Origin of the sequence: Psychrobacter sp. Marseille-P5312, assembly GCF_900291405.1 — a bacterium.
GTDB classification, from domain to species: Bacteria; Pseudomonadota; Gammaproteobacteria; order Pseudomonadales; family Moraxellaceae; genus Psychrobacter; species Psychrobacter celer.
This window is the reverse complement of record NZ_OLML01000001.1, coordinates 52166-67622: the sequence shown is the minus strand read 5'-3', so window position 1 is coordinate 67622 and position 15457 is coordinate 52166. Positions and strand designations below refer to the sequence as shown.

Here is a 15457-nt window from a genome sequence, read left to right as displayed (position 1 = left end):
TAAGGATTTAATGTGCGTAATCTAATCAAGCCCAAGCGTCTTGCCAGAGCTGCACAGGCGGCGATCAGCTTTCTAGGCTTGGATGGACAGCTGAGTCTAACGCCTAGTGATAACGTGTCAACTAGGACGGCTAGTGGCAAGAATGTCACTGTTGATAGTGCCTTGCAACTTAGTACGGTTTTTTCGTGTGTGCGGTTGGTAGCAGAGACGGTATCAACATTACCGCTAAAGGTTTATGAAACCAAGGCCGACGGTAGTCGTGTGGTGGCCAAACAGCATCCATTATATGACCTGCTATGTCGGTCGCCCAATTATGAGATGACCCCAGCGCGATTCATGCAAATGATTGTGGCAAGCCTACTGCTATGGGGTAATGCCTACGTTGAGATTAAGCGCAATGTTACAGGCAGGCGCATTATATCGCTTGAGCCGCTATTACCGCAGCATGTAAAAGTAGGTCGCAACAAAAACAATAGCGTACTCGAATACAGTTATGTTGAAGGCACAAGCCGCCGTGATATTGATCATAAAGACATCATGCACATTCGCGCGTTCGGCATCGATGGCGTCATGGGTATCTTTACGATCAACAAAGGGCGTGAAACTTTTGCTACCGCCGCCTCAGCCGAACACGCGGCTGGCAAATTTTTTGAAAATGGTTTGCAAACATCTGGGTTTTTGACAACGGATCAGAAGCTCACGGGCGAACAGCGCAGCAAGCTACACGGTCACATATCCAAATTTATGGGCAGTAGCAATGCTGGCAAGACGATGGTGCTTGAGCATGGTATGCAGTATCACGGCGTGACAATGAACCCAGAAGCGGCGCAAATGCTTGAGACGCGCGCTTTTGAGATTGAAGAGATCTGTCGCTGGTTCCGCGTATCGCCAATTATGATTGGTCACTTTAACAAACAAAGCTCTTGGGCCGCGTCAGCTGAAGCGCAAGATTTACACTTTCTGAAATACACGTTCCGGCCTTTACTGGTCAATATCGAGCAAGAGATTTTGCGCTGCTTGATAGGCCGCATTGAAAGCGATAAATATTATGTCGAGTTTAATGTTGAGGGGCTGTTACGAGCTGATAGTAAAACGCGATCCGAATATTACGCATCTGGCCTTAATAACGGCTGGATTAATCGCGATGAGGTCCGCTCTAAAGAGAACATGCCGCCGATCGAAGGCGGTGAAAAATACACTATCCAATCAGCACTAATCCCGCTTGAGAAGGTGGGCACAAACTACAATGGAGTTGCCAACGATGAGCAAGCGAACGATGATGCCTAAAGCGGATTTTGAGGCGACACACGATATAAAAATGCCATTGGCGCTAGATAGCTGGAACCCTGATATCAAAGCTGCTGATGACGACTCTGAAAATGTGATTAATATCTTAGAGCCTATCGGCTACGACTGGTGGACCGATGGTGGCATCACTGGAAAAACCATTAGCGCCCAGCTTAAACGATTTGGTAATGCTGATATCGTGGTTAATATCAACTCTCCTGGCGGGGATGTTTTTGAAGGCCTTGCCATCTATAACATGCTACGCGAATATGGCGGCCATGTGACCGTTCGCGTACTTGGTATGGCTGCAAGCGCCGCATCATTTATCGCGATGGCTGCTGATGAGGTTAAAATTGCCCGCGCTGGCTTCTTCATGATTCATAATGCTTGGACTGGCGTCGGCGGTAACCGCAACGACATGCGCGATGTGGCTGATTTTTTAGAGCAAATCGATAACACTATCGCTGATATTTATCACGTCAAAAGTGGTCTTGATGCCGCCGAGCTATCAGAGCAAATGGATAAAGAGACTTGGATTAATGGCAAGCAAGCCGTTGAGACAGGTATGGCTGATAGCTTTTTAGACTCTGATGTTATTACTGAGCAGACAAACAACTGTGCTAAAGAGCGTATCGCTGCCCACAAACTAGATTTGATCATGGCGCAGGCGGGTATGACTCGCAAAGAGCGCCGCGGCCTTGTGAAAGATTTAAAGAGTACGCCTAGCGCTACTCAACCAGATGCTACGCAAAACGCTGGCATTGACCTGAGCGGATTGATTGAGGGTCTGCAAAATGCGATTGACTCAATCAAACTAGACTAAACAAACCTATTCATTCATCCGGTCGCCTTTTGGCGGCCTTTTTTGTGAGAAAAAATTATGACTGATCAAACCAAGGATCAAATCGCAGAACAGCTCAAACAGGTTAATGCCAAGGTTAAAGAGCTGACCGACAAGACACTGCCTGCTGCTGAAAACGCTTTGAAAGAAGCGCAAAAGGCTGGCGAGCTATCAACTGAAACAAAAAACAAAGTCGATGAATTGCTTACCGACTTAAATACCATGCGCGATACGCAGAACAAGCTGCAAACTGAGCTTGGTGAGGCAGAGCAGTTATTTGCGCGTATTGGTAGCGGTAATGGTGATCAGTCGCCATCGCGTAACCGCGCAGGCGATTTGGTTATTGCAAATGACAGCATTATCGAATTTAGCAAGAATGTTTCTGCCGGTCGACGCCTAGCTATCGATGTGCCACGCGCAGCACTAACCTCATTCGCCGTAAATCCTGTAGATGGTAGCACCAAGATTGTTACCAACCCAAACCAGCGTTTGACAGTACGTGACTTACTAGCGCCGGGCGACACAGAATCAAGTGCAGTGGCGTATCTACGCGAAACGTTATTTACGAATAACGCGGCACCGGTCGCTGAAAACACCACTAAACCTTACTCAGAAATTGAGTTTGAAGAGGTGCTGTCTGGTGTCAAGACGATTGCTCACTTGATGAAGATTGCCAAACAGACGCTTGATGACTTGCCGCAACTACGCAGCATCATTAATGGCCGTTTGCTCAATGGTCTTAAGCGTGTAGAAGATACGCAGCTGCTATTTGGTAGCGGTACTGGCAATAATTTGCACGGCATCTATACGCAGGCCACTGCATTCGCCAATCCTAGCACTAAGACTACGCCGTCAAACAGCTTGGATTTAATGCGCTTGGCTATGCTGCAGGTTACTTTGGCTGAGTTATCAGCAACCGGTCACGTCATGCACGATATCGACTGGACTGATATTGAGCTGATGAAAGACGCCAGCACTAACGGCTACCTATTCAGCAATCCATTTGGCACCTTAGAAGCGCGCTTATGGGGTCTGCCAGTGGCGCAAACCAACCAGGCTGGCATGTTAGGTAACTTCTTAACTGGCTCATTCGCTGATGCCGCGCAAATCTTTGACCGTGAAGACGCAAACGTTGTCGTCAGTACCGAAAACGCGGACGACTTTGAGAAAAATATGGTCTCAATCCGTGCTGAAGAGCGCTTGGCACTGGCCGTATATCGTCCGCAAGCGTTTATTAAAGGTTCGCTAACTGTCGGACCATAATTAAGACTTGATTGTTAAGAATATGATGAAAAACGAAACTCGTATAACGGGTTTCGTTTTTTTTATTAAGCCAAAAATAATTTATTAAGTTGTTTTTGTCTTACTAAAAGGAGCAAGTTATGAAAGTTAAATTTAAAGACGTTATTTGCATGGGTAATCAAACATATAAAGCCGGCGATGTTGGTGAGTTTACCGATATCACAGGCCAACAACTGATTGATAAAGGCTATGCAGAGGCGGTTGCTGAGAAAAAAGCTGATGACGACGCTAAGGCTAAAGCGGCTGCCGAAAAAGCTGAGAAAGAAGCTGCTGCAAAAGCCGAAAAAGAGGCGAAAGCTAAAGAAGCTGCCGCTAATAAAGACAAATAAGGCTGAAGAGTAGCCTGCTAAATAAGTTGAGGAATCATTATGTGGATTAAAACTCTTAAATTTATGATGGTGAATCGCACGGTCACACCGCGCGACACCATCATTGAAGTCGATAAAGCCCAAGGCGCGGCGCTGGTCGAAAAAGCACATGCTATCGCAGTTGAAGCGCCTCAAGTTGCTGCATCAAAACCAGAAACCGCCGTACTCAAAGCGGCCAAGAAAGACGAAATCAAAACTAAGGACTAATCATGGTCACACTCGAGCAGGTCAAGCGCCAGTGCCGCATTGACCATAATGATGAAGACACGCTGTTGCTGGGATATGTTGACGCTGCTCGTGACCATATACAGAGATACCTTGATCGCACTATTTATGACGTGGCGGTACCAAGTGATGACCCTGATGGTTTGCTAGATAATGCGTCTATTGATCAGGCGACATTGATGCTGGTTGGCCATTGGTACGCGCACCGCGAATCAGTGTCCGAAACATCAATGAACGAAGTGCCGATGGGTGTGACCAGCTTGCTCGCACCTTATCGCCACATGGGAATCTAATTATGTCATGCAAATCATGCGAGGAACGTCGTGAGTACATCAAAAACCGAACAGCCGAAGCAGCCAGACGAGCTAAAAAACTCATTGCCCGACTTAGTGGCACTGATGACAAAACTGGTCGAACAAAATAACGTACTGATTAAGCAGTCAGCCGAAAAAGAACAGACGATGTTACGGCTACTTGATCAACACGATGAAATATTAAATGAGCTCATCGAGCAGCAAGATGATGATGAGCAGGTAGGTTCTACTTTTTTAGACATGGATGATTGATATGGCTATCAAAGCAGGCGAGTTGCGGCACCGCGTCACAGTCCAAAGCTTTGTCAGTGGCGGACGTGATGATGACGGCTTTGATTTGCCGTCAGAATGGATTGACTATAAAAAGATATGGGCAAAAATAACGCCGCTATCGACTAAAGATTTGCTTAGCGCACAGTCGGCAGATTCGGAAATTACCGCACGCATGAAGGTCCGGTACCGCACTGGCCTTGATGTAGATACGACTATGCGCGTTATCTGGAAAGGTCGCGTGTTTGCTATTGATAGTCAAGGGCTTGATGATAGCGACACAGGCGTTGAATATACGACTTTTAACCTTGGCGGCGGTGTCGAACAGTTTAAGGGTTGAGCCATGGCAAACAACATCACCGGTCTCGACGAGGTACAAGCCAAGCTAAGACAGCTTGGCAACGAGCGTAAAGCCAAAAATGCGGCTACTCGTGCGTCTCGCAAGGCTATGAACATCGTCAAGAAAGAGGCGCGCGAAAACGCCAAGCGCCTCGATGACAAAGATAGTCCTGAGAAGATTTGGAAAAACATTATTACCAAGGCCGCTCGAACGCGAGGTACGGGATTTGTTGTAATGCGTGTCGGCGTCAAGGGTGGCGCCAGCCAATACGCGAATACTCGAGTAAATAGGCGAGCTGGACGTGCAGGTAGAACCTATCAAACCCAGGGAGATAAAAAAAACCCTGGCGGCGATACGTGGTACTGGAGGCTGGTAGAGTATGGATCCGCCACCAACAATGCCACACCGTTTATGCGGCCAGCGCTTAATAATAACCAAGCCGCTGTGCAAGCAGAGTTTGCCCGCGCTTATAGCGCTGAGCTTGATAAAGAGATTGCCAAACTATGAGCTTTTTACCTATTTATCGTACATTGAAAGCTGATGTATCCGTGGCGGCGCTGATCAACGTAGAAACACAGGTGTTTGAGGATGTTGCTCCATATGGTACCGAGCCTCCCTATGTCGTCTGGCAAACTATCAGCGGCCAAGCAAACAACCATCTAGACGAGTCAGCTAATTTTGACGACACACAGTATCAACTAATGGTCTATGCAGCAGATGCGAAAACAGCTTACAAGATTCGTGATGTGACACGTTCAGCCCTTGAGCGCCACTCTTGGATATTAAACCCCTCTATTAATCAGTATGACAGCAGAGCAAAGCTTTATGGCCGTGGCTTTGATGCAAACTGGATATTAGCGCGTTAACTATTTACCAATCACACTAGGAGCCGATCATGGCGAAGAAAGAAAAAGGCGTACTCACGCAGGGTACAAAGGTTTGGATTAAGCATGGTGAAGATGATGCGCCAACCCTTACTAGAATGGACTGTATTACCGGCATTGTGCTTGGTGATGATAGTTCAACCGAAATTGATGATACGTGTCTTGATGAGCCAGATTCGGCAACATCAACATATGGCCTGAATAAGCCTGGTGAGGGATCAATCACTATCAATACAGACCCTGAAAATGCAACTCACATGACACTACTGCAATTGGCAGAAGATAAAGAGTTGGTAGAAGTCTACGTGGGATGGTCCGATGGTGCAGGTGAGCCAACACTAGCGACAGCGCTGGTCACTCTACCTGAAACTCGAACTTGGACGACATTCACAGCGCGACTGAAAGCTGGCGCTCCTACGTTCGACCCTGACTCTTTGGTTAAGCATGCAGTTGCTATGAAGCGTCAGTCGAAGCCTATCACGGCGTATAAGACAAATTCGTAGGCTTTATAAAAGATACGGATGGATTAGTTGGTTAAACCAAAAGCCCCTTTATTGGGGCTTTACTTATTTATGGGATTATTAAAATGGCAAAGATATTATTGTCAGATGTGAAAGCGGGTAGTTTGGTTGGTGAAATACATTCAGAAAAGGTTGAGTTTTATCACAAAGGCGAGCTTTGTGAAGTCGATATTATGTTCAAGATCCTTCCTTTTGCCATAAGCGATGATCTGCACAACCGCATGAACAATAAGGAAGATGTGGCCGCTGAATGGATTAGTAAGGCGCTAGTTGATGAAAACGGCAAGCTACAATTCACCAAAAAACAAGTCGAAGATAATTTTATTCAGCCACTGGCGAACGCGGTATTCAACAAGGTATGGGGGCTGGATAATATAAAAAAGGCGGTAGAGAAGCAGGCGCCGAAGAAGAAAAAGGAATAATCGCCGGCGAGTATGAGCTATTGTTTGAATTGGCTCTCAACGGCATAGGTGGTAATAGTGTTCATCAAGTAAAAACCAATCTAACGATGGTTGAGATTAAGCAGTGGGCGGAATACCGCTATCGCCGTGGTAGTCTAAATGTGGGCAGAAGAGTCGAACAAGCGGTCGCCAACATGATGGCTATCTATATCAACTCTCAAGGGGGTGATACAGAAGCGCTTGAGCTCATGCCACATGAAGATGATGTGATCGTCAGCTTTGAAGATCAGATTGAGGACTAGACATTTGCTTTATAAATTAAAGTTGCTCTAATGTTACTATTGTTTTATATTCATAGCTTCTGTGTTTCAAAAACAAGGAGTTGATCTGTGCATAAAACATTAGTCTGTGTCGCTATGTCGTTTGCAGTTGTCGGCTGTGCTACACCATTAACCAACTATCAGCCTACCATTCAAAAAATTAGTGAGCCGCCAATTAACAGTGTTAATGAGGCTTATGTGGGCGATAGAATGCTAAGTCAGGGTGTAGTGACAGAACGTGAAGCTTTATATTTTCCTGTCACTCAAAAGACAAGCTTTCAACACACTATCCAACAAGGGTATTATCCAAAGCGTGGTGAAGATGCTGAATATATTCAATATGGCATCTCAAATGAATCCGGTGCAGGAAAGATTATAGACGGTCCTTTATCAGATCCAACACAAAGTGTAACTCTAAGAAAATCTGACAACGCTATCTGCATGTTTACTATCTATAATATGAATGTAGATTGTAAGACAGGATTGGACTTTAAACAACGGAATTGGACTACTGCTGAAGCAAACAGCTTTCAGCAGACACTAATATACAATGGCAAAGTAGGATCGAAAGTTAATATTGGGTATAGAGAGTTTTCAGGCGATATGGCTCGCCCTGCTTTCAGTAACGCAGTTGAATACGACTTAGATGATTCACGTCAGATTGGTTACAAAGGCGCTTTATTAGATATCATAGATGCAAACAACCAAATGATTAAATATAAAGTCTTGAAAAACTTTAATACTCAATAATATTCAACTGTCTAGTAAGTGGCATAAGCAATATTCACCTCAGTCAGCAATGATTGGGGTTTTTTATTATCCAAAAAAAGGTGTTTATCATGGCAACAAACTCACTTGGTAGATTGACACTTGATTTGGCGGTACGCCTAAGTGAGTTTACAGATGGCTTGACCCGCGCAGAACGCGAAACCCGTGACCGTACTGAGAATATGGGTAAGTCAGTATCTAAGTTTAAAGATCAGTTGATTGAGGACCTCAGTGGCACGCCTATCGGTGGTGCTATTGACTCTCTTAACGAGCAACTTGGTTCTATTTCCGATGCTTTTGGCAAAGGTGGAATAGCGGGTGCAGCGGCGGTGGGTGCTGCTTCTGTTGTAGCGTCAGTGGCGGTCATGGGTGCAAGCTTAGTAACTTTAGCACTACAGACCGCCGAAGCGGATGAGCAATTAGTAAGATTAGCAACAAGAGCGAACACGTCTACTCAAAATCTACAGGTGCTAACAGCCGCTACTAAAAGTTACGGCTTAGAGATGGAAGGTGTTGGCGATATATTGGCCGATGCTCAAGAAAAGCTTGGTGAGTTTAGTGCTACTGGTGGCGGCGGCTTGGTTGATACCTTAGAGCTTATGCAAGAAGCCACTAATAAAACTGACGCGGAGCTTGAGATATTCGGTAAAAGCCTGTCAACGATGGATAGCGTCGATGCTATTCAAGCCGTCGTAGATGAAATGGAGCTGGCAGGGGCAACCACCCAAGAGGTTAGATTTGTCACTGAGTCTTTGGCTAGTGGCCTTGGCGATATCATACCCTTGTGGGATAACAACGGCGAAGCGCTCAGAAACTATGAGCGCGACCTTAATGAAGCAGGCGTAATCAGAACCAAAGAGTCTATAGAGCAATCTAAGATATTAGCCAATGAAGTCGAAGGGCTAAAGATTAATTTTGAGGGCGTACGCAATGAGCTGGTTACTGAGGCTCTCCCGGCCATGGCGACGCTAATAGACTACTTCAAGGAAGGTACGAAACAAGGCGGTAGCTTTAAAGACGAAATTAGTGGCGTTGGACAAGCTATAAACATAACCGCCGCTTCAGTAGTTGGGATAGCGGCGGGTATCGGACAGCTCATCAATGCTTTTTCAGCAGTCGGTATGCAGATGCGCAATATTGGCCAAACTGCTGATAACTTCTTCAGCGCAGACACTTTAGCGGATAAAGGTAAGGCTCTATTCACTGGTTTCTTCAGCGCTGGCGCTCTAGCGAGTGGCAGTATGTTGGATATATCTAGCCAGTGGGCTAGGGATATGGAAACTATAGACAAGCTATTGGATGGCGCGTCTAGCAAAATGAATAGAATCAATACACAGCGCCCTGTAATCAATAATTCATTCGGGAGTGTGTTAGGTACAAGCGGCTCCAATGTGGCTTTTCCTTATAACAATAATGGGATCCCTTATAGAAATGGTGCGGTAGATGCGGAGATAAAAGCTACTAGGGCTTTGGCTGATGCCGCTAAAGACGAGGCTAAGGCTAGAGAAAGAACTGCTAAAGCAACCGCTGATGCTTCTAAATATATCCAATACGCAAACAAAGGCGCAATTCGAAATCAACGCTTAAATCCCGAGCTCGAGCAAGCATTATCTTTTTTACAAGAAGAAGGGATAGTTTTCAAAGTGAATTCAGGCGGTCAGCCTGGTAAAGGATCAGGTGGTAAGCGAGTTGGCTCTACTGCGCATGACCATGGCTATGCCGCTGATGGTGATCTATATAAGGGTGGTAAAAAACTAGACTGGAATAACTCTAAAGATTTACCACTGCTAAAAGCTATCGTTGAAGAGGCTGCCGCACGTGGCATCAATGGTATCGGTGCTGGTAATGACTATATGGGCGCAGGGCGCTTTCACTTTGGTATTCAGCAAAACGCAGCGGCTTGGGGTAAAGATGGCAAAGGGGCCAATGCGCCAGGATGGCTGAAGGCTGCGCATAGCGCTGGCATGTCTCGTAAATATTCAGGTACGTTTTATGGCAAAGCTTTAGCGCAAGATGCCAAGATTGCTGAACAAGCTCAGCGCGAACAAGCAAGACTCGCTGCAGAAGCATTGCGCCAGCAAGAAGAGATTAAACGCGCTCAACTCTCTATCGTCAATCAATACGCAAGCGATAAAGAGAAAATCGAGCTTGATCATATCGCTCGTGTTGAAAGTATAGAAGAAGCCTACGCCGAAGGCTCTGCTGAGCGAGCTAAGTATTTGGCACGCGAAGAAGAACGCTACGCTAAAGAAAAAAACGCAGCAGCTCTATCCATCATGGAGAGATACCAAGGCGAGGAGCAGCGCATCCATGCCAGGCATCAAAAAGCACTCAAAGAAATCGAAGCCGCCAACATCAAAGATGATAGCGTGCGTCAAATGTATGTTGACGCGCAAAACGCAGCTTATCAAAAGGACTTAGATAACTTTAAGTTTGCATCAGAGGCCAAGGCTCGTGCTCAGGATAAAATGTATCAATCCATTGCTGATAGCGCCCGTGCAGGCGGTATAAACGCGCTAAGCACTGGCAAAGATAGCATGATGCAGCGCACATTAAGCGATGAAGATTACCAGCAATGGCGCTTGAATCAAGATTATGTAGAGGGTTTTAACTCTATTAATAATCAGTATAAATCCCGCGAAAGTGAGATTAACGCTGTCGATGAGCGTGGCAATTATGCACTGCCTGAGCTTGAGCGCTTTGAGTTATTGGAGATTGCCAAGCAAGAGCACCTAGATAAAATGTGGGCGCTAGAGCAGGAATATGCGTTAAGAGATAAGACACTAGCAGAACAGCAGGCAGCGCAGCGGGTCGCTATTTATCAAAGTCTCTTCGCTGGCATGACCGAAGCTGCAGCCGTGTTTTTTGGTGAAAGCTCGAGAATGCATAAGTTAGCCTTCGCTGCAGAGAAAGCATACGCCGTGCATAAAGCGCTTATGAATGTAGAGGAAACCTACTCTAATACTTTCAACTCACTCTCTGCCATCCCGCTGTTCGGTCCTTATATCGCAGCCCCAGGAGCCGCAGCCGCGGCGGCTATACAAGTCGCAAGTGCTGCTAGTATTCAGGGCATGAGCGCGCCATCAGTCAGCGGTATCGCTCATGGCGGGCTAGATTATGTGCCAAAAGAGTCAACATACCTGCTTGATGAGGGTGAGCGCGTGCTATCTCCCAAGCAAAATAAAGACTTTACCCGCTTTATGGATACTGCAGGCAGGCAAGGCAATATCACGATCAACAACAACTCTAGCGCCGAGGTCAGCGCCCGCCGCGAACCAAACGGCGCAGTCACTATAGATATGGTAGACAAAATGATTGAAAAATCGTTTCGCCGTATCGGCCGCCCAAACTCGCTAGAGAGTAAATCAATACAACGCCATACAACAGCAAGGGTCAAACGTTAATGAATAACTTTGCATTATGCCCACTGCAGCGCGGTTACACGCCTGAAGTAGCAAACAACTTGCTTGAGCAGGCGCTGGCAGGCGGGTTTGCTCGTCAGCGCATTCAGTTTGTTAATAATGTACATACTGTCACAGCGTCAGTCATGCTCGATGAAAAGATTAAGCAGCAATACTTTTGGGCTTTTTGGAGCAATCATCAGACGAATCCACGGCCATTTCTTTGGCGCTTGATCGTCGATGATACTGAGATGACGACTTACGTCTGTCAGTTTGTCGCAGGCTCGTTACGTGTTAATGAGCGTGACGGTAAAGTCTATAGCGTATCGTTTGGCCTGCGCTTAAAACCAAACCATACCGACAAGGGGTTTGATGAAACCATTATTGGTCTGTGGGAGTCAGGCGACCCACGCAAGTTACTTAATTTACTCGAAAAACTGGTAAACGAAGATTTGCCCGATGCACTAGGGAGTTTGTAATGGCGGTAACGATTGACGATATCAAAGATCTGCATCTTGATAGTGCGCCCAGTATTGCCGCACTTGAGACGATAGAGGTTAGCCATAGTCTTTGGCCAAAACCAATACGAATAGTGACCAATCATGCTGATGGTATTGATGCCATGCTGGAAACGGGAGATGTCGTACATTTTGAGTTTGCACCACTACTTATCAACAAAGGCAAGACGTCTGATGATTTAGACCAAAGCCTTAACATTACCCTGGGCGATTTGGGCGAAGTAGTACCACCGCTCATCAAGCAGATAAGATCGTCAGACAGTGATGAGCATCCGCAGGTCATCTACCGTCAGTACGCTTATGACGTCGCCACGATGTCATTTGCCAAAGATAAACCTATAGACATCATCAAAGGCTTGTTTGTTGAGCAAATGAGCCGCGACCATCAAGCAACGACGTTTGATGCCAAAACGCCTGACAAAAACACCGTGGCGACAGGGCGGTCTTATACGCCTGATGAATATCCTGATCTAAAGGCATTGTTATGAAGAGCATTGACCCTTTACTTAACCGTAGTTTTGACCGTGACAACTATCATTGCGTGCACTTTTTGATCGACGCTGGCAAGTATTTGTTTGATTATGATTTTAGCCACTGTTTTTTAGGCCTTACTGGCTCGCTCAATACCACACTAAGCCCAAATAAACACAGCATGAGCCGGGGACAGCTGGTGACGTCACCAGCTGATGGCACTATCGTGCTAATGATGACACTAGATAATCGTCATCATGTTGGGCTTTATTATTGCGGACGAGTGCTGCATTTGTCTGAGTTGGGGTCACGTTTCGAAGCTATGCGAAGCATCAAACGCCAATATAAAAAGGTACGGTTTTATGACGTTAAAGATTTTCCACAATGAGCTTGATGCGAGCGAGTGCAGTGAGTACAGTTTTGACTGTTTACTGACAGAGTGGTTGTCAATCCGTGAGCAATACCCCTCAGCGCGTCTCTACAAAGACACAATATGCGTGCAGAACGACATCACACCCAAAACCAAAGCTCAAGCGTGGGCCATGAAGGGTGTGACCGGTGAGTATCATGTGCTGTGCCATGCAAAAGACCCTGTGACAATAGGCGTCCTTGCAGCCGTTATATCGGTCGGCGTGGCGGTTTACACATACATGAACATGCCAGAAATGAACACGCCTCAAGAGGTGTCCGGCTCTCCAAATAATAGCTTGGCGCAGCGTCAAAACAAACACCGCGTAGGCGAGCGGGTGCCGGATATATATGGTAAGCGCAAAGTTATACCTGACTTGATATCAACAGTTTATCGGTATTATGACGGCAGCGTACAAGTAGAAGAGTGTTTGCTCAGCATTGGCACTGGTTTCTTTGCCATCGACGAAAATATGATAAACGAGGGTGAGACGCCTATCAGCACGATTGATGGCGCCTCTATCAGTATTTATGAGCCAAACCAGTCGTTAATCAGCCCAACGCCACAAATACAAATAGGGTCTGTTTTTGATCAGCTGCCGATTGTCACTAAGCAAGTCAGCGCCATCGACGGTAAGCAAACACTGCTATCGCCAAATAGCGCGCGAATCTCTACACGTTCGGTCACTGTCACCAGCCCAAATGAAATAACCGTACCTAGCGGCACAATAAGTGAGACTGGCCGCAGATGGGATAAAGACTTTGACAGTTTTGTAGAATATAAGATTGAAGGCTCTGTTGACTTTTCTTATAGCTTTACTGCTGGTGAACAAGTGATTATCAGCAATGCTATTTATGGCACGGTTGAAGATGTTCGATTGTCGGGCAACACTGATGTAGCGATGGCCGGCGTGCTGACTATCGCTACATCAATCAATGTGATCGATCCAAACAACTATAAAAAAGTGCGTATTGCTGCTTTGCTAATTAATGACGCATCGAGCGGGTCGCTCGACTTGGCAGGAGAGTATGACGTTGCATCGATAACCAAATCAGGCTCACCTGGCGCTTACTTCTATGAGGTGGTATTGGCGGATGGCTTTGCAACTACCAACCCTAACTGGTCGCTATTAACTGCAGATGGTGTCGCTGTTACTGCCGCGATTTTGACAGGCAATAATAACAACGTGGATCTGAGCGGCACCTATACTATCGCCAGTACAAGCGGCGGCGTATTGAAGCTTGTCGACCCTGTTTCGGTGAATGCCGACTGGGGTAAGCTTGATAGCCTAACAGAGGCTCAAAAACAAAGTCTTTTAAATAGAGAGGTGTTAATAAAAGGCTCAAAGGACAATTTTATTGGCTGGTACTACTCGGGCAATAAAGATACTACTGGGTTTATTCTTAACTTCTTGGCGCAAAATGGTATTTATGATGGCGACGATAGCAAGCAAGTAGCCATTGAAATCGAATATCAGATGGTTGTTGATGGCGTGCCGACTGGGCAGATATATCGCTACGGTGATGTCATGCAAGGCGTCGCCAATAACCGAAATCCGATTGGTTTGAGCATACGAAAAGAGTTGCCGCAGGCTGGCCAGTTTAGATTCAGGGTCAAGCGCGAAAACGATAACGGTGATAGCGCCAGTTTAATAGACGATGTGGTTTTCGAGAGTGCGTACAGCTACTACGAGACTAAGAAGTCAGTCTATGAGCATGATACGATTATCCGATTGCGGCGCATGGCTATCGGTTCTGGCACTAATGCCAGTGAGCTAAATATGATTGCACATCGTAAGCTTAATACTATCGATGGCTTTTTACCCACAAGTGACTTTGCTGATATATCGATTGCGATGGCACTTGATCCATTCATCGGTCGCATGGATTCCAGCGAAATAGATGCTCAATCGCTTTATGATGTCAGTGATGAAATAGCCGCGTACTTTGGTACCGATAAAGCGTGTGAGTTTAACTACACGTTTGATGATAAATACGCTAGCTATCAAGAAATGATATTTACGGTCGCTGAAGCAGTGTTTTGTACTGCTCGTCGTGAAGGTGGTTTGCACTATTTTGGCTTTGAGCGTGAGACGCCTAATAGCCTGGCGCTATTTAATCATCGAAATATTGCGCCAGAGAGTATGTCTGTCACCGAGTTTTTTGGCATACAAGATAATTATGATGGCGTTGAGTTTAAGTGGCGCGATCCATCAGATAACTATGGCGAAACCATTATCCGGTTACCAGATGAGCTGCGCACCAACTATAAGACCATTACAAGCCAAGGCGTGACCAATAACGTGCAGGCGCATTTCTTGGCGCATAGGGCTTGGAATAAGCTTAAACATAACCGTAAGGCCATCGAGTTCACCGCATATGGCGAGGGCGACTTGGTGACACGTATGGATAGGATTGCCGTCGTCGACTCTACTGTGCCGATACTGTGCAGCGGTCAAATCGAACTGCAGGAAAACACCGTTTTGACGCTGGATTATCCGGTTTATTTGGATGCTGGCAAGAGCTATGTTATCCATCTGCAGCTTAAAAATGGCACCGTCGATGTGATTGAAATCATTAGGCAGACTGGTGACTATCAAATCGAAGTTGCTCGCATACCTATGATACCGCTGGTGACCGCTGGCGTGACTCATGCTGTGTTTAATATTACAGAAGCGACCGCCGCGGAGTCTGATGCGTATCTGATCAGCGAAAAAACTGGGAACGGGCTGTTTGAGTCGACGATAAGTGCAATGGCTTATGACAGCAGGTACTACCCGAATGATAAAGACTATATAAACGGCTTAATCATCTAAAT

The 15457-nt window shown here is 46.1% G+C and carries 19 protein-coding genes; all 19 read left to right on the top strand.

The window, feature by feature from the left end; translation table 11 throughout:
• The first annotated feature begins 12 nt into the window (after positions 1–12).
• Complete coding sequence (locus C6W44_RS00295; RefSeq protein ID WP_227526310.1) at positions 13–1287, top strand: phage portal protein; 1275 nt, start codon at positions 13–15, stop codon at positions 1285–1287.
• On the top strand, positions 1262–2110 hold the full coding sequence (locus C6W44_RS00290) for a head maturation protease, ClpP-related (RefSeq protein WP_105243765.1): 849 nt from the start codon (positions 1262–1264) through the stop codon (positions 2108–2110). Before C6W44_RS00295 ends, C6W44_RS00290 begins: the two co-directional genes overlap by 26 nt.
• A gap of 57 nt (positions 2111–2167) precedes the next feature.
• The gene (locus C6W44_RS00285; RefSeq protein ID WP_105243764.1) at positions 2168–3391 is read left to right on the top strand and encodes a phage major capsid protein; all 1224 of its coding nucleotides are present in this window, start codon (positions 2168–2170) and stop codon (positions 3389–3391) included.
• Between the two features lie 119 nt (positions 3392–3510).
• Positions 3511–3759, top strand: coding sequence for a hypothetical protein (locus tag C6W44_RS13470; protein ID WP_199774443.1), 249 nt, complete (start codon positions 3511–3513; stop codon positions 3757–3759).
• A gap of 39 nt (positions 3760–3798) precedes the next feature.
• Entirely contained in the window at positions 3799–4005 is a 207-nt protein-coding gene (locus C6W44_RS00275) for a hypothetical protein (RefSeq protein WP_105243763.1), read from the top strand.
• Between the two features lie 2 nt (positions 4006–4007).
• The gene (locus C6W44_RS00270) at positions 4008–4316 is read left to right on the top strand and encodes a head-tail connector protein (protein WP_105243762.1); all 309 of its coding nucleotides are present in this window, start codon (positions 4008–4010) and stop codon (positions 4314–4316) included.
• A 30-nt stretch (positions 4317–4346) separates the two neighbouring features.
• A complete protein-coding gene (locus C6W44_RS00265) occupies positions 4347–4589 on the top strand; it encodes a hypothetical protein (RefSeq protein ID WP_105243761.1) in 243 nt (80 codons plus the stop codon).
• A gap of 1 nt (position 4590) precedes the next feature.
• A complete protein-coding gene (locus tag C6W44_RS00260; protein WP_105243760.1) occupies positions 4591–4947 on the top strand; it encodes a phage head closure protein in 357 nt (118 codons plus the stop codon).
• Between the two features lie 3 nt (positions 4948–4950).
• On the top strand, positions 4951–5454 hold the full coding sequence (locus C6W44_RS00255; protein WP_105243759.1) for an HK97-gp10 family putative phage morphogenesis protein: 504 nt from the start codon (positions 4951–4953) through the stop codon (positions 5452–5454).
• Positions 5451–5813 carry a tail completion protein gp17 gene (locus tag C6W44_RS00250; protein ID WP_105243758.1) on the top strand — a complete coding sequence of 121 codons (363 nt, stop codon included), beginning with the start codon at positions 5451–5453 and terminating at the stop codon, positions 5811–5813. The genes C6W44_RS00255 and C6W44_RS00250 overlap by 4 nt, the downstream gene beginning before the upstream one ends.
• Before the next feature lie 29 nt (positions 5814–5842).
• Positions 5843–6334 carry a phage tail tube protein gene (locus C6W44_RS00245; protein ID WP_105243757.1) on the top strand — a complete coding sequence of 164 codons (492 nt, stop codon included), beginning with the start codon at positions 5843–5845 and terminating at the stop codon, positions 6332–6334.
• Positions 6335–6417: 83 nt separating this feature from the next.
• Positions 6418–6774, top strand: a complete 357-nt coding sequence (locus tag C6W44_RS00240; RefSeq protein ID WP_227526309.1) for a phage tail assembly chaperone family protein, TAC — start codon at positions 6418–6420, stop codon at positions 6772–6774.
• A 20-nt stretch (positions 6775–6794) separates the two neighbouring features.
• Positions 6795–7055 carry a hypothetical protein gene (locus tag C6W44_RS00235; protein ID WP_227526308.1) on the top strand — a complete coding sequence of 87 codons (261 nt, stop codon included), beginning with the start codon at positions 6795–6797 and terminating at the stop codon, positions 7053–7055.
• 87 nt (positions 7056–7142) lie between these two features.
• Entirely contained in the window at positions 7143–7823 is a 681-nt protein-coding gene (locus tag C6W44_RS00230) for a hypothetical protein (protein ID WP_227526307.1), read from the top strand.
• Between the two features lie 89 nt (positions 7824–7912).
• Positions 7913–11245 carry a cell envelope integrity protein TolA gene (locus C6W44_RS00225; RefSeq protein ID WP_105243754.1) on the top strand — a complete coding sequence of 1111 codons (3333 nt, stop codon included), beginning with the start codon at positions 7913–7915 and terminating at the stop codon, positions 11243–11245.
• Positions 11245–11721, top strand: coding sequence for a hypothetical protein (locus tag C6W44_RS00220; RefSeq protein WP_105243753.1), 477 nt, complete (start codon positions 11245–11247; stop codon positions 11719–11721). The genes C6W44_RS00225 and C6W44_RS00220 overlap by 1 nt, the downstream gene beginning before the upstream one ends.
• A complete protein-coding gene (locus C6W44_RS00215; protein WP_105243752.1) occupies positions 11721–12248 on the top strand; it encodes a DUF1833 family protein in 528 nt (175 codons plus the stop codon). The genes C6W44_RS00220 and C6W44_RS00215 overlap by 1 nt, the downstream gene beginning before the upstream one ends.
• Positions 12245–12619, top strand: coding sequence for a hypothetical protein (locus tag C6W44_RS00210; protein ID WP_105243751.1), 375 nt, complete (start codon positions 12245–12247; stop codon positions 12617–12619). The genes C6W44_RS00215 and C6W44_RS00210 overlap by 4 nt, the downstream gene beginning before the upstream one ends.
• Complete coding sequence (locus C6W44_RS00205) at positions 12594–15455, top strand: host specificity factor TipJ family phage tail protein (protein WP_105243750.1); 2862 nt, start codon at positions 12594–12596, stop codon at positions 15453–15455. Before C6W44_RS00210 ends, C6W44_RS00205 begins: the two co-directional genes overlap by 26 nt.
• Positions 15456–15457: the final 2 nt, after the last annotated feature.